The organism is Priestia flexa NBRC 15715, from assembly GCF_001591565.1.
In the GTDB taxonomy this organism is placed as follows: Bacteria; Bacillota; Bacilli; order Bacillales; family Bacillaceae_H; genus Priestia; species Priestia flexa.
This window is the reverse complement of record NZ_BCVD01000031.1, coordinates 1-23,141: the sequence shown is the minus strand read 5'-3', so window position 1 is coordinate 23,141 and position 23,141 is coordinate 1. Positions and strand designations below refer to the sequence as shown.

The 23,141-nt window shown below is 39.5% G+C and carries 19 protein-coding genes; 4 read left to right on the top strand and 15 right to left on the bottom strand.

Features of this window, described 5'->3' with window-relative positions; genetic code table 11:
- Positions 1-63 precede the first annotated feature (63 nt).
- From icmF to BFL01S_RS07485, 7 genes are all read right to left on the bottom strand, one after another.
- Positions 64-3,291 carry a fused isobutyryl-CoA mutase/GTPase IcmF gene (gene icmF / locus BFL01S_RS07515; RefSeq protein WP_035320295.1) on the bottom strand — a complete coding sequence of 1,076 codons (3,228 nt, stop codon included), beginning with the start codon at positions 3,289-3,291 and terminating at the stop codon, positions 64-66.
- 18 nt (positions 3,292-3,309) lie between these two features.
- Positions 3,310-3,939, bottom strand: a complete 630-nt coding sequence (locus BFL01S_RS07510) for a TetR/AcrR family transcriptional regulator (protein WP_025908728.1) — start codon at positions 3,937-3,939, stop codon at positions 3,310-3,312.
- A 22-nt stretch (positions 3,940-3,961) separates the two neighbouring features.
- Positions 3,962-5,101, bottom strand: a complete 1,140-nt coding sequence (locus BFL01S_RS07505) for an acyl-CoA dehydrogenase (protein ID WP_061785347.1) — start codon at positions 5,099-5,101, stop codon at positions 3,962-3,964.
- A 16-nt stretch (positions 5,102-5,117) separates the two neighbouring features.
- The gene (locus BFL01S_RS07500; protein WP_061785346.1) at positions 5,118-6,230 is read right to left on the bottom strand and encodes an acyl-CoA dehydrogenase family protein; all 1,113 of its coding nucleotides are present in this window, start codon (positions 6,228-6,230) and stop codon (positions 5,118-5,120) included.
- Between the two features lie 11 nt (positions 6,231-6,241).
- On the bottom strand, positions 6,242-7,096 hold the full coding sequence (locus BFL01S_RS07495; RefSeq protein WP_025908725.1) for a 3-hydroxybutyryl-CoA dehydrogenase: 855 nt from the start codon (positions 7,094-7,096) through the stop codon (positions 6,242-6,244).
- A 15-nt stretch (positions 7,097-7,111) separates the two neighbouring features.
- Entirely contained in the window at positions 7,112-8,290 is a 1,179-nt protein-coding gene (locus tag BFL01S_RS07490; RefSeq protein ID WP_061785345.1) for an acetyl-CoA C-acetyltransferase, read from the bottom strand.
- 142 nt (positions 8,291-8,432) lie between these two features.
- A complete protein-coding gene (locus BFL01S_RS07485) occupies positions 8,433-10,547 on the bottom strand; it encodes a 4Fe-4S dicluster domain-containing protein (RefSeq protein WP_061785344.1) in 2,115 nt (704 codons plus the stop codon).
- 191 nt (positions 10,548-10,738) lie between these two features.
- Here BFL01S_RS07485 and cls point away from each other — a divergent pair, with 191 nt between their 5' ends.
- Together cls and uvsE are read left to right on the top strand one after the other, a co-directional pair.
- A complete protein-coding gene (gene cls, locus BFL01S_RS07480; protein WP_061785343.1) occupies positions 10,739-11,935 on the top strand; it encodes a cardiolipin synthase in 1,197 nt (398 codons plus the stop codon).
- A gap of 22 nt (positions 11,936-11,957) precedes the next feature.
- Positions 11,958-12,911, top strand: a complete 954-nt coding sequence (gene uvsE / locus BFL01S_RS07475; protein WP_061785342.1) for a UV DNA damage repair endonuclease UvsE — start codon at positions 11,958-11,960, stop codon at positions 12,909-12,911.
- 29 nt (positions 12,912-12,940) lie between these two features.
- Here uvsE and argS read toward each other — a convergent pair whose 3' ends face one another.
- From argS to speE, 4 genes are all read right to left on the bottom strand, one after another.
- Positions 12,941-14,611, bottom strand: a complete 1,671-nt coding sequence (argS, locus tag BFL01S_RS07470; RefSeq protein ID WP_061785341.1) for an arginine--tRNA ligase — start codon at positions 14,609-14,611, stop codon at positions 12,941-12,943.
- Entirely contained in the window at positions 14,598-15,047 is a 450-nt protein-coding gene (locus tag BFL01S_RS07465) for a YwiB family protein (RefSeq protein WP_061785340.1), read from the bottom strand. The genes argS and BFL01S_RS07465 overlap by 14 nt, the downstream gene beginning before the upstream one ends.
- A 156-nt stretch (positions 15,048-15,203) precedes the next feature.
- Positions 15,204-16,082 carry an agmatinase gene (gene speB, locus BFL01S_RS07460; protein ID WP_061785339.1) on the bottom strand — a complete coding sequence of 293 codons (879 nt, stop codon included), beginning with the start codon at positions 16,080-16,082 and terminating at the stop codon, positions 15,204-15,206.
- 222 nt (positions 16,083-16,304) lie between these two features.
- Complete coding sequence (speE, locus tag BFL01S_RS07455) at positions 16,305-17,132, bottom strand: spermidine synthase (protein WP_025908717.1); 828 nt, start codon at positions 17,130-17,132, stop codon at positions 16,305-16,307.
- Between the two features lie 369 nt (positions 17,133-17,501).
- Between speE and BFL01S_RS07450 the strand changes: the two genes are divergently transcribed.
- A complete protein-coding gene (locus BFL01S_RS07450) occupies positions 17,502-19,574 on the top strand; it encodes a transglycosylase domain-containing protein (protein ID WP_025908716.1) in 2,073 nt (690 codons plus the stop codon).
- Between the two features lie 40 nt (positions 19,575-19,614).
- Here the strand turns inward: BFL01S_RS07450 and BFL01S_RS07445 are convergent, their stop codons facing one another.
- Together BFL01S_RS07445 and BFL01S_RS07440 are read right to left on the bottom strand one after the other, a co-directional pair.
- On the bottom strand, positions 19,615-20,124 hold the full coding sequence (locus tag BFL01S_RS07445; protein WP_025908715.1) for a YwhD family protein: 510 nt from the start codon (positions 20,122-20,124) through the stop codon (positions 19,615-19,617).
- Positions 20,125-20,142: 18 nt separating this feature from the next.
- Positions 20,143-20,790, bottom strand: a complete 648-nt coding sequence (locus BFL01S_RS07440; RefSeq protein ID WP_025908714.1) for a site-2 protease family protein — start codon at positions 20,788-20,790, stop codon at positions 20,143-20,145.
- Positions 20,791-20,936: 146 nt separating this feature from the next.
- Between BFL01S_RS07440 and thmT the strand changes: the two genes are divergently transcribed.
- The gene (thmT, locus tag BFL01S_RS07435) at positions 20,937-21,122 is read left to right on the top strand and encodes a 2-hydroxymuconate tautomerase (RefSeq protein ID WP_025908713.1); all 186 of its coding nucleotides are present in this window, start codon (positions 20,937-20,939) and stop codon (positions 21,120-21,122) included.
- A gap of 63 nt (positions 21,123-21,185) precedes the next feature.
- Here thmT and BFL01S_RS07430 read toward each other — a convergent pair whose 3' ends face one another.
- Together BFL01S_RS07430 and BFL01S_RS07425 are read right to left on the bottom strand one after the other, a co-directional pair.
- Positions 21,186-21,701: a YwgA family protein gene (locus BFL01S_RS07430; protein ID WP_061785338.1), complete on the bottom strand. Its 516-nt coding sequence runs from the start codon at positions 21,699-21,701 to the stop codon at positions 21,186-21,188.
- Between the two features lie 29 nt (positions 21,702-21,730).
- Positions 21,731-23,032, bottom strand: a complete 1,302-nt coding sequence (locus BFL01S_RS07425; protein ID WP_025908711.1) for an HD domain-containing protein — start codon at positions 23,030-23,032, stop codon at positions 21,731-21,733.
- Positions 23,033-23,141 lie beyond the last annotated feature (109 nt).

Sequence of the window (23,141 nt, the reverse complement as noted above, 5' to 3'; positions counted from 1 at the left end):
ATTGCAAAATGAAACAGAAACTACTAGCGCCATATGGCTAATAGTTTCTGTTTCTAAACCGATTTACATATTTCGACGATACTGTCCACCACATTTATAAAGCGCCTGTGTAATTTCACCCAAACTTGCAAACTGGACGGTATTCATGAGCTCTGCGAAAATGTTTTCTCCGTTGTTGGCAGCTTTTTTTAACCTTTCAAGCGCTGGCTTTACATTGTCAGCATGTTTTTCTTGAAACGCTTTTAACTGCTCAATTTGATAGTTCTTTTCTTCCCAAGATGCACGAGCAAGCTGCATATCATTAACATTTGTATCACCTTGCTCATTGGGGTTACGGTACGTATTTACTCCAACGATTGGCAAAGAACCATTATGCTTTCTCATTTCATATTCCATTGACTCATCTTGAATTTTGCCACGCTGATATTGTAGCTCCATAGCACCTAACACTCCACCTCGTGTGTTGATACGTTCAAACTCTTGTAAAACCGCTTCCTCTACTAAATCTGTTAACTCTTCTACAATAAAAGAGCCTTGAAGCGGGTTTTCATTCTTTGTCAATCCATTTTCTTTCGTAATAATTAATTGAATAGCCATCGCACGGCGCACCGACTCTTCCGTAGGTGTTGTAATAGCTTCATCATACGCGTTCGTGTGCAGGGAATTACAATTATCGTGAAGAGCCATTAATGCCTGTAATGTTGTACGAATGTCGTTAAACTGAATCTCTTGAGCATGAAGTGAGCGACCAGACGTTTGTACATGGTACTTTAACTTTTGACTTCGTTCGTTTGCTCCATATTTATCACGCATAACAATAGCCCAAATACGACGAGCTACGCGACCAATTACCGTATATTCTGGATCAAGTCCATTGCTGAAAAAGAAGGAAAGATTCGGTGCAAAATCATTAATATTCATGCCGCGACTTAAGTAGTACTCGACATACGTAAATCCGTTAGCAAGCGTAAACGCAAGTTGAGAAATTGGATTAGCTCCTGCCTCTGCAATATGATAGCCAGAAATAGATACAGAATAGTAGTTACGCACATGATGCTTCGTAAAATACTCTTGGATATCCCCCATCATCTTCAACGCAAACTCTGTAGAGAAAATGCATGTATTCTGCCCTTGATCTTCTTTTAAAATATCTGCTTGGACAGTTCCTCTAACTGTACTCAACGCCTTGCTTTTCACCGTTTCATATTCTTCTAGACTCAGCTGGCGCTTTAGTTCTGTCTCCCTTTTATTCACTTGCTGAGCAATCGCTACGTTCATGAACATCGCTAATATAATAGGAGCCGGCCCGTTAATGGTCATGGAAACAGATGTAGAAGGTGCACATAAATCAAAGCCTTCATACAACTTTTTCATATCATCTAATGTACATACGCTAACGCCACTTTCACCAATTTTACCGAAAATATCAGGCCGTTCCGCTGGATTTTCACCGTATAGCGTCACCGAATCAAAAGCCGTGCTTAAACGCTTCGCATCATCATCTTTGGACAAATAATGAAAGCGACGGTTCGTTCTTTCTGGTGTGCCTTCTCCGGCAAATTGTCGTTTCGGGTCTTCACCTTTTCGCTTAAATGGAAAAACTCCTGCTGTAAATGGAAATTCACCTGGAACGTTCTCTCGATATAACCAATGTAAGATATCTCCATCATCTCGAAATGTAGGCAACGCTACCTTTGGAATTTTTAACCCTGACAATGTCTCAATTTGTAAATCTGTTTTGATTTCTTTTCCTCGCACATATGTCCTTAAGACGGGCTGACGATAATCATTCTTTAAGTCTGCCCACCTTTCTAACTTCTCTTTTGATTCTTTGGATAGCTGATTTTCATAGTTTTGCAAGAGCCCCTTCAGTTCATGCTGACTGTCTTTATGTTTGACCTTATTGATAACGTCTTTTACTTGCTGAGTTTTATGCGCAAAATCCCCTTGCTGTTTTGCATAGTTATGGTAATCTCGCACTGTATTTACAATCTCCTGTAAATACTGCTGTTTATCTGGAGGAATAATGGTATGTGACTGTTTTTCATCTGTAGATAGGGTTGGCTTAAGCTGAATATTGAACTGTTGATTAATCGTACGAATCAACTCATTATATAAATGATTTGTTCCTGGGTCGTTAAATTGACTTGCAATTGTGCCATAAACAGGCATATCATCTAGTGAGTCTTCAAAACGTTCATGGTTGCGCTGGTATTGCTTTTGAACTTGGCGCTTCGCATCTTCAGACCCTTTTTTCTCAAATTTATTAATAACAACAAAATCGGCATAATCAAGCATCTCAATCTTTTCAAGCTGCGATGGGGCACCAAACTCACTCGTCATGACGTACATGGATACGTTGGCCAGATTTTTAATTTCCGCATCCGCTTGCCCAATACCACTCGTTTCGACAATAACCATGTCGAAACCAGCTGCCGTTACAATATCAACTGCATCTTTAATAGCTGCTGATAGCTCATGTTTAGAAGAACGTGTTGCCAAGCTTCTCATATAAACTCGATTGGATGAAACGCTGTTCATTCGAATTCGATCTCCTAACAGCGCTCCTCCTGTTTTTTGCTTGGTTGGATCAATTGATAATACGGCAATATGAAGGGATTCATTTTCTTCTAAAAAGCGACGAATTAATTCGTCCGTTAAAGAACTTTTACCAGCTCCTCCTGTTCCTGTTATACCTAGAACAGGAATATTGGACGCCTGTTTTAAATCTCTTTTAATAGCTTCTAGGGTTGCCGCTTGTTCTTGCATAGCCCCATTTAAAAGCGCGTTCTCAACCACTGTAATATACTGAGCAATGGCTTGATGGTTGATTTTTTCCAACCGATCGACCGAAGGTATTTCAGGCAAAACTATCTTCTGGCACTCATCTACCATATATTGAATCATGCCTTGCAACCCCATTAAGCGCCCATCCTCTGGAGAGAAAATTTTAGCAATTCCGTAATGGTGAAGCTCTTCTCTTTCGCTTGGAATGATAACCCCACCACCTCCTCCATAAATACGAATGTGGGAAGCGCCTTTCTCTTTTAGCAAATCATACATATATTTAAAGTACTCGACGTGACCTCCTTGGTATGACGAAACAGCAATTCCCTGAACATCCTCCTGTATGGCCGCGTTCACAATCTCTTCAACAGATCGGTTATGGCCTAAGTGAATGACTTCCACTCCTAACGATTGCAAAATACGCCTCATGATATTAATGGACGCATCATGGCCATCGAATAAGCTAGCCGCCGTTACAAAACGTACTCTTTTCTTTTGCTCCATTATAATAATGCCTCCCCATTAAACAGATTGGACTGAAAAATCTTTTAGCAAAAACTTCAGCTGTATGTTTGTGTATTCTTCCAGCGTATAGTGTTGCTGCAGCCACCAACGTCTAAATGCCCACATCTGCCCCTGGACAAAAATATGATGGGATAGCAGCTTTATCTCTTTGTCATCTAGAAGGAATTGCTCGCTTTGGATGCAACCACGGATTAATGTCTCAAACATGCCCACCATCTCAAGCTCTTTCTTTAATACATAAGGAAGAGCATCCTTTGATAATGATTTTGCTTCTTGGTACATAACAAGGACTTCATCTTGAAGTTCGTTAATAACCTTAAAATAATGCGTAATTGCCTTTTCTAAGCATTGAACCGTATAGCCTTCAAGGTGCATCTCTTCTTCTAAGCGCTCTCTTACCTCTTCATAAATGCTGTCGCAAACTAAATAAAGAACATCTTCTTTTGACTGGATGTATTCATAAAGCGTACCGATACTAAAACCTGATGATTTTGCGATTTCTCTCGTGGTCGTTCGATGAAAACCTTTTTCTTTAAAAAGACTAACTGCGCCTTTCACCATCTGCGTCCGTCTTTCTTCAATTAACCGCTCATCCTTAATAGAGGTAAGCACTTCCCTTTTGCTCATTAACATCCACCTTCTCCGCTCTTTATTTTGAAAGGTAACGAGAAATAACTAAACGCTGAATCTCTTGAGTCCCTTCATAAATTTGGGTAATCTTCGCATCACGCATATATCGCTCAACTGGATAATCCTTTGTATATCCGTATCCACCAAATACTTGAACAGCTTCTGTCGTGACTTTCATAGCAGTATCACCTGCATAGAGTTTCGACATGGCTGATTCTTTTCCGTAAGGTAGCCCCTCTCCTTCTAGCCAAGCTGCTTGATACGTCAATAAGCGTGATGCCTCAATACTGGTTGCCATATCAGCTAACTTAAACGCAATTCCCTGCTGTGCAATAATTGGTTTACCAAACTGGTGACGCTCTTTTGCGTACGCAACTGCTGCGTCTAGAGCTCCTTGAGCAATCCCTACCGCTTGAGCAGCAATACCGTTTCGACCACCATCCAACGTCATCATGGCAATTTTAAAGCCGTCTCCTTCCTTACCCAGTAGGTTCTCTTTTGGCACTCGGCAGTTCTCAAAAATAATTTCCGTTGTGGGCGATGAACGAATGCCTAGCTTCTTTTCTTTCTTTCCAACAGAGAATCCTTCCATATCCTTCTCCACAATGAATGCGCTCGTTCCTTTTTGTTTTTCTTCCGGATTTGTGCGGGCAAATACGACATAAATATCCGCTTCTCCACCGTTTGTAATAAAGATTTTCGAGCCGTTTAATACATAGAAATCGCCTTCTTTTACAGCGGTCGTTTTCATGCCTCCCGCATCAGATCCTGCACTCGACTCAGTAAGTCCGTAAGCACCTATTTTTTCTCCTTGCGCCATGGGCTTTAAGTACGTATGCTTTTGCTCTTCGCTCCCGAACTTAAAGATTGGCCACCCAGCAAGAGATGTATGGGCTGACAATGTCACCCCTGTTGATGCACATACGCGTGATAGCTCCTCAACAGCTATGCAATACGCTAAATAGTCACTTCCAATTCCCCCATACTCTTCAGGCCACGGAATGCCAGTTAATCCCAACTCACTCATTTTTCGAAAAATCTCTCGGTCAAAACGCTCTTCTTCATCTCGCTCTTCAGCTGTAGGTCCTACCTCATTCTTAGCAAAATCTCGAACCATTTTACGAATCATTTCATGCTCTTCTGATAGTTTAAAATACATGTTAAACTCCCCCAGTTTATAAAGATTTACTGATTACGATACGCTGAATTTCACTTGTTCCCTCATAAATTTCACATACCTTTGCATCTCGGAATAAACGTTCTACAACATTTCCTTGTATCACTGCTCCAACTCCAATAAGTTGAATGGTTTCCGTCGTAAGATTCATTGCAGCTTGCGAAGCAAAAAGCTTTGCCATTGAAGCTTGTTTTGTACACTTCATGCCTTGCTGATATAAATAAGCTGCGCGATAAACGAGTAGCCGAGCTGCTTCCACTTGAGTTTCCATATCAGCAAGCTTTCCTTGTTGAAGAATACTCTCCTTTTCTTCCGTGAATACTATATTTTTGTTCGCTTCATAAAGGGCTCCTTCTGCAATTCCCAGGGACTGCGCTGCAATGCCAATTCTCCCTGCATCTAAGTTGGCCATCGCAATCTTAAAGCCCTCTCCCTCATTCCCAAGGCGATTAGAAACTGGTACTTTCATATTTTCAAAGTGCAACTGCACAGTACGAGATCCATGCAAGCCCATCTTCTTTTCATCTTTTCCAACGTGAAACCCAACCATATTTTTCTCTACAATAAAAGCCGTGATTCCTTTGGAACCTAAGCTGCTGTTAGTTTTTGCAAACATAATGTACGTATCTGCTTCTCCGCCGTTTGTAATAAAAACTTTGGAACCGTTTACAATATAGTGGTTTCCTTGTTTCTCAGCATTTGTTTTTAGACTAGATGCATCAGATCCTGCATTTGGTTCGGTTAAAGCAAAAGCGCCTAAATATATTCCTCGGGATAATTTCGTGACATACTTCTGCTTTTGTTCATCCGTTCCAAAACGAAGGATTGGATTAGTACCAACGGACGTATGAACGGATAAAATAACGCCTAAAGCAGGGCTTACTTTGGATATTTCATGAATTGCCATGGTATATGAAATAAAATCGAGCTCTTGACCACCGTAAACCTTTGGAATGGGAATCCCAAGTAGGCCTGCATCTCCCATTACTTTTAAGGTCTCTTTTGGAAACTCTCCGTTTTCCATTTTTGGAACCACTTTTATCACTTCATCCGCAACAAATTTACGAATGAGGTGTTGAAAGCTGAGCTGTTTATCCGTAAAAGCAAGCATCTCACCACTCCTTACTTGTCATATGTAAAAAAGCCACGGCCTACTTTCTTTCCTAGCCAACCTGCTTTTACATATTTTCTTAGCAACGGACACGGTCGATATTTATCGTCTCCAAATCCTTTGTGAAGTGTTTCCATAATAAATAGACAGGTATCTAAGCCAATAAAATCAGCTAGCGTCAGCGGTCCCATTGGATGGCGCATGCCAAGCTTCATCACTGCATCAATATCTTCTTTCCTTGCAACACCTTCATATAACGTATAAATGGCTTCATTAACCATCGGCATCAAAATTCGGTTTGATACAAATCCAGGAAAATCTTCTACTTCTACGGGAACTTTATTTAAGCGCTCAGACGTTTCGTGAATCACTTTATACACTTCATCGCTTGTAGCTAACCCTCGAATAATTTCAACTAACTTCATCACAGGTACTGGGTTCATAAAATGCATTCCAATGACTTGTTGAGGTCGGCTCGTTGCGGCTGCAATTTCTGTAATAGGCAGTGAAGATGTATTGGTAGCCAAGATTGTATGAGGTGGCATAAGTTGATCTAGCTCTTTGAAGAGTGATTGCTTAACCTCCATTTTCTCCACGACGGCTTCCACTACTAAATCCACTTGCGCTGCATTAGAAAGGGACGAAATTGGATAAAGCCTATTCATAACTTCATCCTTTTCAACTTTTGTCATAGCTGCTTTTTCTACTTGACGATTTAATTGCTTATCGATAAATGCGATTCCTTTTTTGATCTGTTCTTCTGACATATCGTAAAGTGAAACGTGGTAATTTGACGTCATAAAAACTTGAGCAATTCCTAGTCCCATTTGTCCTGCTCCGATTACAAGTACGTTCTTAATATCCATGACCTTCTCCCCTTTTTAATGTACTTCTACCATCACAGCGTCCCCTTGGCCACCGCCACTACAAATTGCCGCAATTCCTAAGCCACCCCCACGGCGCTTTAGTTCGTGAATAAGAGTAACTAGAATCCTCGCTCCGCTTGCTCCAATTGGATGGCCAAGTGCGATAGCTCCTCCGTTTACGTTCACTTTATCAGCGGGTAAGTTCGCTACCTGCATACTCATAAGCGCTACGGCTGCAAAAGCCTCATTAATCTCAAATAAATCAATATCTTGAACGGTTTTATTGCAACGCTTTAACAACTTCTCTATTACTAACCCTGGCGTAATAGGGAAGTTTTGTGGCTCAACAGCTAATGATGTATGACCTACAATTGTTGCCATTTGTTGATAACCATTTTTCTTTGCTTCTTCTTCGTCCATTACAAGTAGAGCTGCTGCGCCATCATTTACACCAGGTGCGTTTCCCGCAGTAATTGTTCCGTCATGATTGAATACTGGTCGCAGTGTGCTAAGTCTCTCATATGAAGTATCATGACGAGGCCCTTCATCTTGCTTAACTACTTCTGTTCCTTTACGCGTCTTTACATCAATGGCCACAAGCTCATCCTGCCACTTCCCCTCTTTCTCAGCTTGAACGGCCAGCTGATGACTACGCAATGCCCATTCATCTTGCTTTTCCCGGGAAATATTCAGTTCACTTGCCAATCGATTTCCGTAAGTCCCCATATGAACTCCTGTAAAGCTACATGTTAAGCCATCATGAATCATCAAATCTTTCGCTTGGCCATCTCCCATTCGAAAGCCCCATCTTGCTTTTGGTAACAGATATGGTGCATTGCTCATAGACTCCATTCCTCCGGCCACAACCGCTGAAGCTTCTCCTAAACGAATATACTGATCTGCTAACATCACGCTTCTCATTCCTGATGCACATACTTTGTTAATGGTTTCTGTTTGCACACTCCAAGGTAAACCAGCATGATGCAACGCTTGACGAGATGGCAATTGTCCTTGCCCCCCTTGAAGCACACAGCCCATAATAACCGAATCAATGTTTTCCGCTTCTACACCAGCATGCTGAACCGCGGATTTTATAGCGTGGCCACCGAGCTCTGAGGCAGTTAGTGAGCTTAAAGCTCCTCCTAATTTACCAAAAGGTGTACGCACAGCACTGACAATGACAGATCTCCTCATCTATAACTCCCCCTTTTCCTATTGAACGTTTGCTCAACTTGATGACAAACAAAATCTCTATCTCTTACAAGGTTGTAGCCCCCGTTCTTTTAGTAGCATTTGGGGGCTTTAAACCTTCATCCTTCTGTAATAAACTCCCTTATCATACAGGTTGTTTTGCTTCGTTTATGCCAAAAATTGATTTTTCTAAGAGCTCTGCTACATCATATGTTCCTACTTTTTCTTCAACTTCTTTCGCTTTTGTACCATCGCTAATCATCGTTAAACAGTACGGACAGCCAGAGCTAATAATGCCTGGGTTTACTTCCAAGGCTTGTTCTGTACGCGCGACGTTGATTCGTTGACCAGAGGTCTCTTCTGCCCACATGAGCCCTCCTCCTGCACCACAACACATTCCACTTTCACGATTTCGAGCCATCTCAACCATTTTCACTCCTGGAATTGCTTTTAAAATTTCACGCGGCGGGTCATATACTTCGTTATATCTGCCTAAATAGCAGGAATCATGAAACGTAACGGTTTCTTCAATTGGAAAGTTGGGCTTTAACTTTCCTTCTTTCACAAGCTGTGCTAAAAGCTCCGTATGATGATACACTTCTGCTTCTAACCCAAAGTCTGGATATTCATTTTTGAAAATGTTATATGCATGAGGATCAATCGTGACAATCTTTTTCACTTCGTTCTTTTCAAATTCCTCAATGTTCTTAGAAGCTAACTCTTGGAATAAGAACTCGTTTCCTAATCGACGCGGCGTATCTCCAGAGTTTTTCTCTTTGTTTCCTAAGATAGCAAACTTAACTCCTGCTTCATTTAGCAGTTTTGCAAAAGCAAGCGCAATCTTTTGACTTCGATTATCGTAAGCTCCCATCGAACCGACCCAAAATAAATATTCAAATTCTTCTCCACTCTTCTTCATTTCTTTAACCGTCGGTACATGAATATCTTCTCGCATTTCTCTCCAAGTTTCTTTTTCTTTACGATTTAATCCCCATGGATTTCCTTGACGCTCGATGTTCGTCATCGCTCTTTGAGCATCCGGATCCATTTTCCCTTCTGTTAAAACTAAAAAGCGACGAAGATCAATGATTTTATCCACATGTTCGTTCATTACTGGACACTGATCTTCACAATTACGACAGGTCGTACACGCCCAAATCTCTTCCTCTGTAATGACTTCTCCTATTAAAGACGGGTTGTATTCCAAAGTAGCTGCTACTTCGCTGCTGCTTTGGCTTGCTCCCATGACCGCAAGCTGGTTTCCTTTTGTATTGGCAAAAGCATACGTAGGCACCCAAGGCGCTCTGGACGTTACGACAGCACCCTTTTCAGTCAAGTGATCGCGTAGTTTCAAAATTAAATCCATCGGTGAAAGCATTTTCCCTGTCCCAGTCGCTGGACACATGTTTGTACATCGTCCACACTCTACGCATGCATATAAGTCGATGAGTTGGTTTTGTGTAAAATCTTCAATTTTCCCTACACCAAATGTTTCTTGAGACTCGTCTTCAAAATCGATTTTCTCTAACTTCCCTGGCTTAGAAATGCGATTGAAAAACACGTTCGCTGGACCTGCAATTAAATGGGCATGCTTAGACTGCGGTACGTAAACTAAAAATGCTAATAAAACAAGTAAGTGAATCCACCATGCTACATAGAAGATGACAATAGATGCGGTTTCGCCAATTCCATTCAAAAGAAAGGCAACGGATGATGCAATTGGCTCAGTCCACGCTAAGTCATGGTTGTGCCAGATTAGTGACATCCCATTTCCAATTAGTACTGAAAGCATCAAGCTACCAATAAACAAAAGAACCAAACCTGATTTAAACCCTCTTTTTAATCGAACAAGCTTTTCAACATAACGGCGATGAAAAGCCCATATAACCGCAACTAAAATCAAGACAGTTATAATTTCTTGAAAGAATGTAAAGCCTGGATATAGCGGACCTAATGGCAGATGCGCTCCAGGAACTAACCCCTTTAAAATAAAATCAATCGCACCGAACTGAACTAGAATAAATCCGTAGAAAAAAAGAACGTGGATGATTCCACTTTTCTTATCTTTTAATAATTTTTTTTGGCCAAAAACATTTACCCATACTTTGTTCAGTCTTTCTTTTAGTTTTTGATCAAACTCCACTTTCTTACCTAATTGGATGTACATTAACCTCGTTCGAATTAAGTAAATAAACAACGACCCTGCGTAAGCGGTTACAATTAGAAATAAAATTAAATTGGCCCACAATAAAGCTGACACATAATTCCCTCCTTCTCCCTGATGAAAATTTAGAAAATAATGAACTTTTCTTCATTTTATATAATGAATGAACATTCAGTCAATATATTTTCTTTCTTTTTTGTTCATATTCTATTTAAACGAGGTGAAACTAAGAACAGAAATAAGATGATTATCGTGAATTATTCGGTTGATGGAGGGTGGGAAAGGAAATGTTGGCTACTGTAATTATTTTAATCGTTATTTTGATTGTCGCATGGTTTGCCATTGATTTAGGTGTTGGCAAAAAGGAACTCATGCAAAAAGAGCGTACATTTCCAATGCGTCAAGCATCTCTCAAACTTTTCACTGATGGAACGAAGTTTTACAATGACTTGTTTAAATCAATCGAACAAGCAAAACATTCCATTCACATTTCTTTTTATATTGTCAAAAACGATGAGGTTAGCAAAAAATTTGTGGATCTTCTCTGCGAAAAGGCAAGTCAGCAAGTTGACGTTCGGCTACTCGTTGACCGCATCGGTAGCATAAAGCTCAATCGGAAGATGAGAAAACACCTTCTGGCTTGCGGAGTGAAGTTTTCATTTAGTCGTCGGCTAAAATTCCCTTATTTATTTTATACAATAAACGCAAGGAATCATCGAAAAATGACTATTATCGACCAGTCCATCGGCTACATTGGAGGGTTTAATATTGGCCAAGAATATTTAGGCTTAGATCCCACATTAGGAACGTGGAAAGATTATCACTTAAAAGTAACGGGAGAAGCAGTAAATGATTTGCAAACGCAGTTTTTAAGAGATTGGAGCTCATCTATGAACGATGAAGAGCAGCACGAAGAGGTAATTGACAGACAAATAAAAGACCCCTCTATGCAAATCGTGCAATTCCGCTCAACGGAAGGTGTTTCCTTAGAAGATCATTTCTTGCACATCATCAATGAAGCAAAAAATGAACTTTGTATTGGAACTCCTTATTTTATCCCAACAGAATCTTTAATGGCGGCTATTTTAAAAGCGCGTAAACGAGGCGTAACGGTGTATATCCTTATCCCAATGAGAGCAGATCACCCACTCGTTCGCGATGCAGCCTTCTCTTATCTTCCTGCTTTAGTCGAAGCGGGGTGCCAGATTCATCAATTTTATTATGGTTTCTATCACGGAAAAGTGATGATTGCTGATGAGCGAATTTGTGATGTGGGAACTGCTAACTTTGATAAAAGAAGCTTGTTTTTAAACGGAGAAATCAATTGCTTTATCTTTGACCCTGTTTTTATTAAGCATGTAAAAGAAACGTTCCACACCTGTTTACACGACTGTCCTCTTCTTTCTTTATCTGATATAAAAAAGCGGACTTGGTTTGATAAATTTAAACAAGGGGTAGCTACGTTTATATCCCCACTTTTATAGCTATGAAAAGGAGTTAACAGACATGAATGTCAGATTTGGCTATGTTTCCCACGCTTTGTCCTTGTGGGACTGCTCACCTGCAAAAACGTTAACGTTTGCACGCTGGAGTAAACTCTCAAAAGAGGAACGCATAGAGAAGTTATATGAAGTTACGCAACAGAACTTGTACCATACAAAACGAGCTTTACATTATAACATTGCACATGAAATCATGCTTTACCGTCTTTCTTCTTCCCTTGTTCCTTTAGCTACTCATCCTGAAGTCGCATGGGATTTTGTAACACCTTTTCAACAAGAATGGAAAGAACTTGGTCACTTAGTAAAGTCTCATCATCTACGGGTAAGCTTTCATCCTAACCAGTTCACTTTGTTTACGAGTGATAAGCCGCAGATTACTGACAATGCTGTTTTAGATATGAACTATCACTATCAAATGCTAGAAGCAATGGATGTGGTAGATGGATCGTTAATTAACATTCATGTTGGTGGAGCTTACGGAGATAAGGTTAAGGCCTTGGAGCGTTTTCAACAAAACTTAAAGAAGCTTCCAATGCATATTAAAAAGCAGATGACGCTTGAAAACGATGATAAAACCTACACAACAGAAGAAACGTTAGAAGTTTGTGAAAAAGAGCAAATTCCGCTTGTATTTGACTTTCACCACCATCAAGCAAACTTGGGAACACAGCCTCTTGAAGATTTACTACCACGGATTTTTGAAACCTGGAAGCATGTAAATATCAGACCTAAGGTACATATCTCTTCACCAAAGTCCGAAAAAGCATTTCGCAGTCATGCTGATTACGTATCTTCTGAGTTTGTGAAGCCTTTTTTCCAACTAGCCAAAGAGCTGAATCAAAATTTTGATGTGATGATTGAAGCGAAACTAAAAGACCAAGCACTATTAAAGCTTGTAGAGGACTTATCCAAAATTCGCGGTGTAAAAAGAATTGGTGGAGCTACGCTAAAGATATAAAAAAACCCCCTTTGAAAGGGGATCTTTTATTACATTTTTTCAGGAGCCGAAACACCAATTAATTTCAATGCATTTTGTAGAGTAACCTGCACTGCTTTGATAAGCTCTAAGCGTGCTTTACTTGTTTCGATATTATCTGTGTCAATAACTTTATCTGCGTTGTAGAAGCTGTGGAACGTTGATGCTAAGTCAAAGATATAGTTTGTAATACGGTGAGGAATGCGTTTTGTTGCCGCTTCAGAAACAGCTTGTGGAAACTCACCAATTTTCTTTAGTAGGTCCATTTCTTTCTCAGACTGAATTAGCGTATACTCTACGTTTCCTTTTGTTAATGCTTCAATTTCAGCACCTTGCTTTAAGATACTGCAAATACGAGCATGTGCATATTGTGCATAATATACCGGATTTTCGTTGGATTGAGAAACTGCTAAGTCTAAGTCGAAGTCTAAGTGCGTGTCTCCACTTCTCATTGCAAAGAAGTAGCGAGTTGCGTCTAGGCCAACCTCTTCTACAAGGTCTCGCATCGTTACAGCTTTACCTGTACGCTTACTCATCTTCATCTTTTCACCGTTTTGATACAGCTGAACCATTTGAATAATTTCAACTTCTAGCGTATCTTTTCCATAACCAAGGGCTTGGATTGCAGCTTTCATACGCGGAATGTAACCGTGGTGGTCAGCACCCCAAATGTTGATTAACTTGTCAAAGCCACGCTGAATTTTGTCTTGATGATAAGCGATATCCGGCATTAAGTAAGTAAATGAACCATCGTTTTTAATTAATACTCGGTCTTTATCATCACCAAATGTTGTTGAACGGAACCATGTTGCTCCTTCTTCTTCATAAACGTGACCTTGTTGCTTTAACGTATCAAGCGCAACTTGAATTTTATCGTTTTTATATAGAGATGTCTCAGAGTACCATACATCGAATTTTACACGAAATTGCTCTAAATCACGCTTCAATTTTTCCAACTCATAATCTAATCCGTACTGGCGGAAAAACTCAAAGCGCTCTTTTTCATCAGCTTTTGCATACTGATCTCCATACTTTTCAGCTAACTCTTTACCAATGTTGATAATATCTTCACCATGGTAGCCATCGGCAGGCATTTCTTTGTCCATACCTAAAGCCTGCATATAACGCGCTTCCACTGAGTACGCTAAGTTGTTAATTTGGTTACCAGCATCATTGATATAATATTCACGAGATACATCATAACCTGCCTTAGCAAGAACATTACATAAAGAATCTCCTACAGCTGCGCCGCGAGCATGCCCTAAATGCAAATCTCCTGTTGGGTTTGCTGATACAAACTCAACCTGAACTTTTTCACCGTTTCCAACGTTTGATTCACCATAAGCTTCTCCTGCTTTTAAGATGGTTGGAATTAATTCTGTTAAATATGAGTTGTTCATGTAAAAGTTAATAAATCCAGGGCCCGCAATTTCAATTTTTTCAATTGAAGCTTTTGATTTATCAAACTGTGCTACTAGCTCTTCTGCAATAGCGCGAGGTGCTTTTTTTGCAATTCGTGCAAGCTGCATCGCCATATTTGTAGAATAATCACCGTGGGCTTTATCTTTTGGTACTTCTAACACGACTTCTGGTAGCTGATCTTTTGTTGCTAACTCAGCTTTTACAACTGCATCTTGAATCTCAGCTTTTAACTTACTTTGCACTTGTTCAACAATGTTCATGTTCTTCCTCCTTGAATGTTATCGTTACAGCGTACTTCCCTACCGATTGACCTTGCAATGTCAAATCGTACGTAAAAAAGAGATGACCTCTTTTTTGGAGCTTTTTATATTCAATGTTATGAGCATATGTCATCATATCCATACGACCATAAGGACTCATATACGTTCCTTCAAGCTTAACTTTTTTACGAAAAGACTGCTTCATTTTTACGGCACCGGTACGGTTAATCGTTACTTCATCCTCTTTAATCTTCAGTAACGTTTTAATATCCCCTACTTCTTCTTGATGCTCCGTATACGTTAAATAAACCACTTCGTCTTTTTTATAATACGTTCCTTGAGCCTCAACCGCCGTTGTTTCCTTCATCTGTCCGTCTCGAATGTCTGTCACAATCTTAATTGCGATTGGCTTTTTAATCGTTGAAGCGTTATTCATCTCAAGACACTTCCTTAATTTTTACGAATACTTTATAACTTAAATAGTATAAACATTCCGAGACAAGAATTCAATAATACTTCAAGTTTTCGCTCATTTTGTAAAAAAGAGTAGGCCACATTTCTATCAATGCAACCTACTCTTCTATATATTTGTTTAGCGCTTTTGAACCCAACCTAAAATCATTTCACGAATAAGCTTACTAGCTGTATTGGCCGTTTGCTCAGAGGAATCATAGATTGGAGCAACTTCTACTAAGTCTGCACCCACAACGCGGATATCTGATTTAGCAATCTCATGAATAGATGCTAATAGCTCTTTTGATGTTATGCCCCCCGCATCTACTGTACCTGTACCTGGGGCATGGGCTGGATCTAACACATCGATATCAATCGTTACATAAACTGGACGGCCCGCTAGCTTAGGTAAGATTTCTTTTAAAGGTTCTAATACTTCAAATTTAGAAATATGCATGCCGTTCTCTTTCGCCCATACAAATTCTTCTTTCATACCTGAACGAATACCAAATGAATAAACGTTGCTTGGCCCAATGTGCTCGGCAATTTTACGAATTGGTGTGGAGTGAGACAAAGGTTCACCTTCATACTCTTCACGTAAATCCGTATGCGCATCCATATGAATGATAGCAAGATCCGGATATTTCTTATACATCGCTTTCATAACTGGCCATGAAACCAAGTGCTCGCCACCCATTCCAAGCGGAAACTTATCGGCTGCTAATAGCTCATCGATATAGCCCTCAATCATGTCGATGCTTCGCTGTGCATTTCCAAAAGGAAGTGGAATATCACCAGCATCAAAATATTTTACTTCTTCAAGCTCACGATCTAAATATGCGCTATATTCTTCTAACCCAATTGATACTTCGCGAATACGAGTTGGACCAAAGCGAGACCCCGGTCGGTAGCTTACTGTCCAATCCATTGGCATACCGTATAGTACGGCTTCGCTTTCTTCAAAGCTAGGGTGACTTTTTATAAATACATTACCTGAATATGCTTCATCAAAACGCATGAGAATGCCTCCTTGTCATAAAAACAAGACGCCAAGCCTTTTGACTGACATCTTGTCTATGGTTTGTACTTTATCCGAGCTTAACTGGCAGTAAGGCTTCCGCTTCCAAGCTCAGGGAAAATCGCTGGAAGATAAGCAGAGGGCTACACTGTCCTTAAAAGCCCGATTGGTTGCACTAACAATGAGCGGGAGATGAAGCCTCCCACCAATTGAAGCTTCACCTTATTTTACTAAATCTGCTACAAACTTCGGTAAAGCAAATGCTGCTTTATGAAGCTCTTTCGTGTAATACTTTGTTTCGATATCAATAAAGCGATCTTCACTAACCTCTAGTGGATCATGCTTCTTAGAACCGATTGTGAACGTCCACAGACCACTTGGATACGTTGGAATGTTTGCTATATAAAGACGAGTAATCGGGAAAATTTCTTTTACATCACGCTGTACGTTTGTAATTAACTCTGGAGTAAACCAAGGGTTGTCCGTTTGAGCTACAAAAATTCCGTCTTCTTTTAACGCTTTTGAAATCCCAGCGTAGAAGCCTTTTGTAAATAAATTCACCGCTGGACCTACTGGCTCAGTTGAATCAACCATAATAACATCATATTCATTTTCGCTTTCTGCGATATGCATAAAGCCGTCGCCGACCTTTACCTCAACGCGCTCATTCTCCAATTCACCAGCAATCTCCGGTAAATACTTCTTAGAGTATTCAATAACTTTTCCATCAATTTCAACTAGCGTCGCTTTCTTTACGCTAGGATGCTTTAATACTTCACGGATTACGCCACCATCTCCGCCGCCTACTACTAAGACATTTTCAGGATTGGGATGTGTAAATAATGGCACGTGTGCCACCATTTCATGATAAACAAACTCATCTTTTTGAGTTGTCATTACCATTCCATCAAGAACTAGCATGTTACCAAACTCTTCTGTTTCAATCATGTCTAGCTTTTGAAACTCAGTTTGTTCTGTATGTAAAGTGCGCTTAATTTTCGCCGTAATTCCGAAATTCTTCGTTTGTTTCTCAGTAAACCATAATTCCATTTAAACTCTTCCCTTCTATTTTGAGAATTTAGCCTATGCATAGATTACCCTAACATAATTTATACAAACATGAAAAAAAGTATAGATGAATTTAAGTGAAAAGCAAAGGTTTTTTTTAGACTTCTAGGTTTAAAAGAGCTTTTTCTTTTTCATACTAAACTATATATTCCTTTAAATTGCTATAACCTCATTTCAAAAGCCTATATTTACCTAAACTACCTATATAAACCTACACATTAAAAGGCTTAAATAAATGGATCTAGCTCGTAAAAAAAATCTTTTGATAATAAAAAGACTGTATCAATCTGGGTACCCTTTAAAACGTAACTTTTTTAGGAAACGAAGGAGTTAACTCATGAGGTGATGACAATGGAAACTGTATTAATTGAACACTTTAAGAAAGCTAGACGTCTTTTTCGCATTCTACTTGTTCTTGCACTTTTATGTACTGTATGTATCGGGATTGCTTATATCAGTATATTTTTATATGCCAAAATCGCTGGTCCACCTACGCTAACTGTCCCGCAAACCGCTATTTTCTATTCCAGCAATGGCAAAGTATTAGACGAATTACACAACGGTCAAAAACGCTATTGGGTCCCTCTAGAAAGCGTATCTGACAATATTAAAGAAGCTACATTAGCAGTTGAAGACAAGCGGTTTTATGATCATAACGGCTTTGATATTAAACGTATTGGCGGGGCAATTGTTGCCGATATTAAAGCAATGAGTAAGGTACAAGGTGCTAGCACAATTACGCAGCAGTACGCACGAAATCTTTTTTTAGAACACGATAAAACATGGACAAGAAAATTCCAAGAAGCGCTTTATACCATTCGCCTGGAATTTAATTACGACAAGGATAAAATTTTTGAAGGTTATTTAAATACCATTTACTATGGACACGGCGCCTATGGAGTCGAGGCTGCTTCAAAAACGTATTTTAATAAAAAAGCAAAGGACTTAACGCTAAGTGAAGCTAGTATGCTAGCTGGGATTCCGAAAGGGCCTACTTACTATTCTCCTCTGCTTCATGAAGAAAATGCAAAAGAGCGTCAGCGCATCATCTTAAACTTACTTGTTGACCAAGGAAAAATTTCACAAAAAGAAGCGGATAAAGCATTTGTAACACCTTTGTTCTATGCAAAAAAAGCACAAGATGAAGCAAACGCAAAGAAACAAGATGCGTCTTACTTCATGAGTGCAGCTTTATCTCAGTTAACGAATGAATTGGGAATTACAGAAGCAATGATTCATTCAAATGGCTTACGCATTTACACAACGCTTGATATTGACGTGCAAAAGAAAGCAGAAGAAGCAATGAATACCGTTATGAATAAAGATTCTGATATTCAAACAGCATTTGTCGCAATGGATCCAAAAACAGGTGCAGTTAAAGCGCTCATTGGCGGTAGAGATTATAAGAAAAGCCCATTCAACAGAGCAACTCAAGCTGTGCGCCAGCCGGGCTCTACGATGAAGCCATTCTTATATTATGCTGCTTTAGCAGACGGCTTTACGGAATCTACCGCGATGCAAAGTGAAGAGACAACCTTCACGTTAGATGATGGGGTTTCAACATATAAACCCAGTAACTATAACAGCTACTATGCAAACAATCCCATTACACTAGCACAGGCTATTGCGCTGTCAGATAACATCTATGCTGTTAAAACACATTTATTTATCGGGGAGCACCGATTGGTCGAAACGGCTAAGTCATTAGGAGTTTCAACTCCACTGAAGCAGGTACCGTCCCTTGCTCTTGGAACATCTCCTGTTCGCGTGATTGATATGGTCAATGCATATGGCATTTTTGCAAACGGTGGAAAAGAAATTTCACCAACATTCATTAAGCGCATTGAAACAGCTGATGGAGACATGGTGTATGAAGCACCTCAAGAAAAGAAACAAATTGTTGACAAGCGATTAGCATTTCTAACAACGCATTTGATGACAGGCATGTTCCAAAAAGAATTAAACGGCTATACAACAGTAACTGGAAAGCCAATTCTAAAATACTTGTCAAGAGATTATGCTGGTAAATCTGGTACTACGCCGACAGATAGCTGGATGATTGGCTACACCCCTCAGCTTGTATCAGGTGTTTGGGTAGGCTATGACCAAGGCAAACAGATTGAGCGTGTTGAAGAAAAAGCTTATGCAAAAAAAATGTGGGCATTGTTTATGGAAGATGCGCTTGAAGGAAAGAAGAAACAAGCATTCAAAGCACCAAAAGGGTTAGTCAGCGTAAATATTAACCCCGAAACGGGGGATATCGCAACAAAGTCCTGTTCGAAAAAATATAAAGCATACTATTTAACAGGTACTCAACCGACTACGTATTGTCGCGATAAAGGCGTTTCTGAAGAGAAAAACCAGGCGCCACAGAAGCAGAAAGAACAAGATGGATTCTTTCATCGCCTCCGCGATTGGTTTTAAAAAGGAGAGGCCCTCAGTCTAAGCTGAGGGCCTCTCCTTTTTATGATAAAGCTTCTTTTAGTTCATCACTAGAACGTTCCCATATTTCCTTATCATGAGCAGATAGAAAATCTTTTAAGATTGCTTTTGACTTATTATCCATTTCGTCTACCATAATGCGACGCTTCATAGATTTATCCATCTTATTTACATGCTCTGGAAGCGACTTATAACCGCGGCGAATTTCACGATCTACGGTCATTTCACATGCCGTTACGCCAGCATAATAAGGGCCTGCTGGATTGCGGTCAATGGTTACCCAGACAAGCCAATAGAGCTTGCCGTTAGGAACTTCGTCTTTGTTGGATAAAAACTTAATTCCCTTTTCAACCACGCTTCGAGCATGCATCGCACCGATATCAACAAAAGCTTCTTCGTCTGATGGGCATACAAAAACAGGTGAAATATTTTCTAAGCTTAGCGCACCAACCCCAAAGCCTCCATGTCCATCTGTTGAATCATTCTTAATAATATTAAATCCAATATTCTTCTTTTTTTTCGGTTGATCCATTGTTAAAACGCTCCTTACTTAAGTTAATAAAGGTCCCAGAAGTTGTTGAAATAGCTCAACAAAAAATGGGATTCCAATGTCATATATAGGGGCAATGATATAGCGATCGAGCGGTGTAATAATTAACACTAAAAATAACAAGATTCCCCACGACTCATACTGCGTCATTTTTGCTCGCACTGTGTTTGGAACAAGATCTTCTACGATACGGTAGCCATCGAGCGGCGGAAATGGCAGCAAATTAAATAAAAATAAAACAATATTAATGGTGATAAACATATTAAAAAACTTATATAGTGGATCTATATAACCCGCAAACTGCAAAATCAAAAACCAACCAAGAACCCCTAAAAATGCAAGGAATAAGTTACTAAGCGGCCCTGCAATTGAAACCAATACGCCAGCTAGACGGGGATTCTTAAAGAAAAAGCGATTAACTGGTACAGGCTTAGCCCATCCAAATCCCACTACCAGTAGGAGAATTGTTCCTAGTGGATCTAAATGTGAAAGAGGCGATAGTGTCAAACGCCCTTGTTTCTTTGCCGTCTCGTCTCCAAACTTGTATGCAACAAAAGCATGAGCAAATTCATGTAGCGTAAATGCGATAATTAGCGTAATAGCAACGTACGGAATATATTCAAGCGGAAAAGCTAAAAATTGATTCACTCGCTCTCTCCTTTATAATCATTCTGAATTACAATAATACATCGAGTATACTATAATTTAATTATTTCATCATTAGATGAGGGTGTATTTTTCAATGTAAAAGGACTACACTGAAGAAGACACTGAAGAAAAGGAGTGAAATTAGTATGCCATATGTAACAGTAAAAATGCTTGAAGGTCGCACTGAAGATCAAAAAAGAGCCCTTGTTGAAAAAGTAACGGCTGCTGTATCTGAAACAACAGGTGCCCCTTCTGAAAAGATTGCGGTTTTTATTGAAGAAATGTCAAAAAACCACTATGCAGTAAACGGTAAACGATTAAGCGACCAATAAACTACATATCGTTTATTCATTGAACAAAGCCCTCTGAACGGATGCAGAGGGCTTTGTTTTGTATTAGTGAACACGGTCAAACGTCACTGCTTTTAAATTTTCAATATATGCATATGCTTGTTCAATATCTTCTTCTGTATAGTTCTGTTTACTCTTTAACGTAAACACTTTTTCACTCACTTCTTCTTTCGATAACCCATCAAAGTATAAAATCGTTGAGACAAGCTCTAAAAATTTTGAAGACTGGTTGTTCATATCCGTCATGACTTCCTCTAGGTGGGGTAACTCTAGCTCATAATGGCTTAAGAATTCATTTCCAGCCTGAGTTAGCGCGTATCGGTACTGCATGTAGCCACCCTTATTTTCTTTCAATTCCTGCAAGAAGCCTAGATTACACAATTCTTCTACTCGAAGGGTAAGCTCTTCTGAATATGGACCAAAAAAATGGAAATTATAGCGTTCATAAAAAGGAAACTCTAGCTTTTTTCCAATAAAAATCATTTTTTGGAGCTTTTTTCTCCCTACAATTTCTCCCGCTGCTGAGAACACTTTAATAATCTTCGCGTGATCATTTAACACAGCCCTTTCAACTCCTATACTATTTAACTCTAATTACTTTTTAATAGCTGTAAAATTTGTTCTTTCACTTTTCTTTTTGACGATAGCTGGTCAATTAAATCTTGTGGAAAATAAAGTTTGTGATCCGTTCGTTTTTTCCCCGAAATCGATTCAACAATTTCAGACTGTCGCGATAGCTCCCTTACTTCATCATTTGGCATCAACAAATGGATTGGCAAGCGTTCTTCTTCTTCACCTGGACGATAAAAGTCGTACGGTAAGTCACTGGATGAATCAACAACTAAATAATAATCAGGGTCAATTCCAGCTTTTTTAAATAATGTTGTTAGCTCCATCCACATCTTCATTTGAAGGTTTGGATTGAACTCAATGTATTTAAATAGGTTACGGTTCATAAATCTGCGACATAAATCCGCTAAAATATTATCTTCTTCATCTTGCCAAGCCTGAAAATAAAACATGACAACAGACTCGTCCAGCCTTAAATACTCTTCGAGCGATATTTCATCTTTAAAAATAGAGTAAAAATGAACAGGTGGCTGGCGAAACTCATAGGATTTTTGATGAAGTTCTTTCGCACGATGTAGAATTTTAGTTAAGATAACTTCTGCACTACGAGTTACAGGGTGAAAATAAATCTGCCAATACATTTGGTAGCGACTCATGATGTAATCCTCAACTGCATGCATACCGCTATGCTTAATGACAGCTTGATCTTCTTGTGGACGCATTACGCGCAGGATACGCTCCATATCGAAGTGTCCATAGCTTACCCCCGTATAATAGGCATCACGCTGTAAATAATCCATTCGATCGGCGTCGATTTGGCTTGAAATCAAGCTTACAACCAGCTTATTTTTATACGTTTTTGCAATAACTTCTGCTACTTTTTTCGGAAAATCTGCTCCAGCTTTTTTCAATACACGGTTTACTTCTGTATTCCCCAAAATAATCGCTTGAGTAAACTCTTCATGATCAAGATGAAATACTTTTTCAAAAGAATGAGAGAATGGACCATGCCCTAAATCGTGTAGAAGCGCTGCGCATAAACAAAGAAGTCGTTCATCATCGTCCCATTCTGGACGATTTCGAAACACATCATCAATGATTCGGCGAACAATCTCATATACTCCTAGAGAGTGATTAAAACGACTATGTTCGGCACCGTGAAACGTTAAATAGGTTGTTCCAAGCTGGCGAATTCGACGTAAACGCTGAAATTCAGATGTACCGATCAGCTCCCAAATCAATCGGTCTCGTACGTGGATGTAGCGATGTACAGGGTCTTTAAATACTTTTTCTTCACTAAGTTTTTCATTTAGATATGCCATTTACATACCTCTCTATCTTGACGTTGTTAGTATGTCTTCTTCGACAAGGTGTTTAAAAATTCCTAGTCAGAATAAAAAATCACCTTTTGCTTAGAACGGGACTGACCCC

What these genes read in the sequence shown, in the direction of transcription:
- thmT (WP_025908713.1), top strand. Translation starts at nt 20,937, where the DNA reads ATGCCATATGTAACAGTAAAAATGCTTGAAGGTCGCACTGAAGATCAA.
- icmF (WP_035320295.1), bottom strand. Translation starts at nt 3,291, where the DNA reads ATGGAGCAAAAGAAAAGAGTACGTTTTGTAACGGCGGCTAGCTTATTC.
- BFL01S_RS07510 (WP_025908728.1), bottom strand. Translation starts at nt 3,939, where the DNA reads ATGAGCAAAAGGGAAGTGCTTACCTCTATTAAGGATGAGCGGTTAATT.
- BFL01S_RS07450 (WP_025908716.1), top strand. Translation starts at nt 17,502, where the DNA reads ATGGAAACTGTATTAATTGAACACTTTAAGAAAGCTAGACGTCTTTTT.
- BFL01S_RS07465 (WP_061785340.1), bottom strand. Translation starts at nt 15,047, where the DNA reads ATGAATAACGCTTCAACGATTAAAAAGCCAATCGCAATTAAGATTGTG.
- speB (WP_061785339.1), bottom strand. Translation starts at nt 16,082, where the DNA reads ATGCGTTTTGATGAAGCATATTCAGGTAATGTATTTATAAAAAGTCAC.
- cls (WP_061785343.1), top strand. Translation starts at nt 10,739, where the DNA reads ATGTTGGCTACTGTAATTATTTTAATCGTTATTTTGATTGTCGCATGG.
- BFL01S_RS07425 (WP_025908711.1), bottom strand. Translation starts at nt 23,032, where the DNA reads ATGGCATATCTAAATGAAAAACTTAGTGAAGAAAAAGTATTTAAAGAC.
- BFL01S_RS07500 (WP_061785346.1), bottom strand. Translation starts at nt 6,230, where the DNA reads ATGCTTGCTTTTACGGATAAACAGCTCAGCTTTCAACACCTCATTCGT.
- BFL01S_RS07495 (WP_025908725.1), bottom strand. Translation starts at nt 7,096, where the DNA reads ATGGATATTAAGAACGTACTTGTAATCGGAGCAGGACAAATGGGACTA.
- BFL01S_RS07490 (WP_061785345.1), bottom strand. Translation starts at nt 8,290, where the DNA reads ATGAGGAGATCTGTCATTGTCAGTGCTGTGCGTACACCTTTTGGTAAA.
- BFL01S_RS07445 (WP_025908715.1), bottom strand. Translation starts at nt 20,124, where the DNA reads ATGGATCAACCGAAAAAAAAGAAGAATATTGGATTTAATATTATTAAG.
- BFL01S_RS07505 (WP_061785347.1), bottom strand. Translation starts at nt 5,101, where the DNA reads ATGTATTTTAAACTATCAGAAGAGCATGAAATGATTCGTAAAATGGTT.
- argS (WP_061785341.1), bottom strand. Translation starts at nt 14,611, where the DNA reads ATGAACATTGTTGAACAAGTGCAAAGTAAGTTAAAAGCTGAGATTCAA.
- uvsE (WP_061785342.1), top strand. Translation starts at nt 11,958, where the DNA reads ATGAATGTCAGATTTGGCTATGTTTCCCACGCTTTGTCCTTGTGGGAC.
- speE (WP_025908717.1), bottom strand. Translation starts at nt 17,132, where the DNA reads ATGGAATTATGGTTTACTGAGAAACAAACGAAGAATTTCGGAATTACG.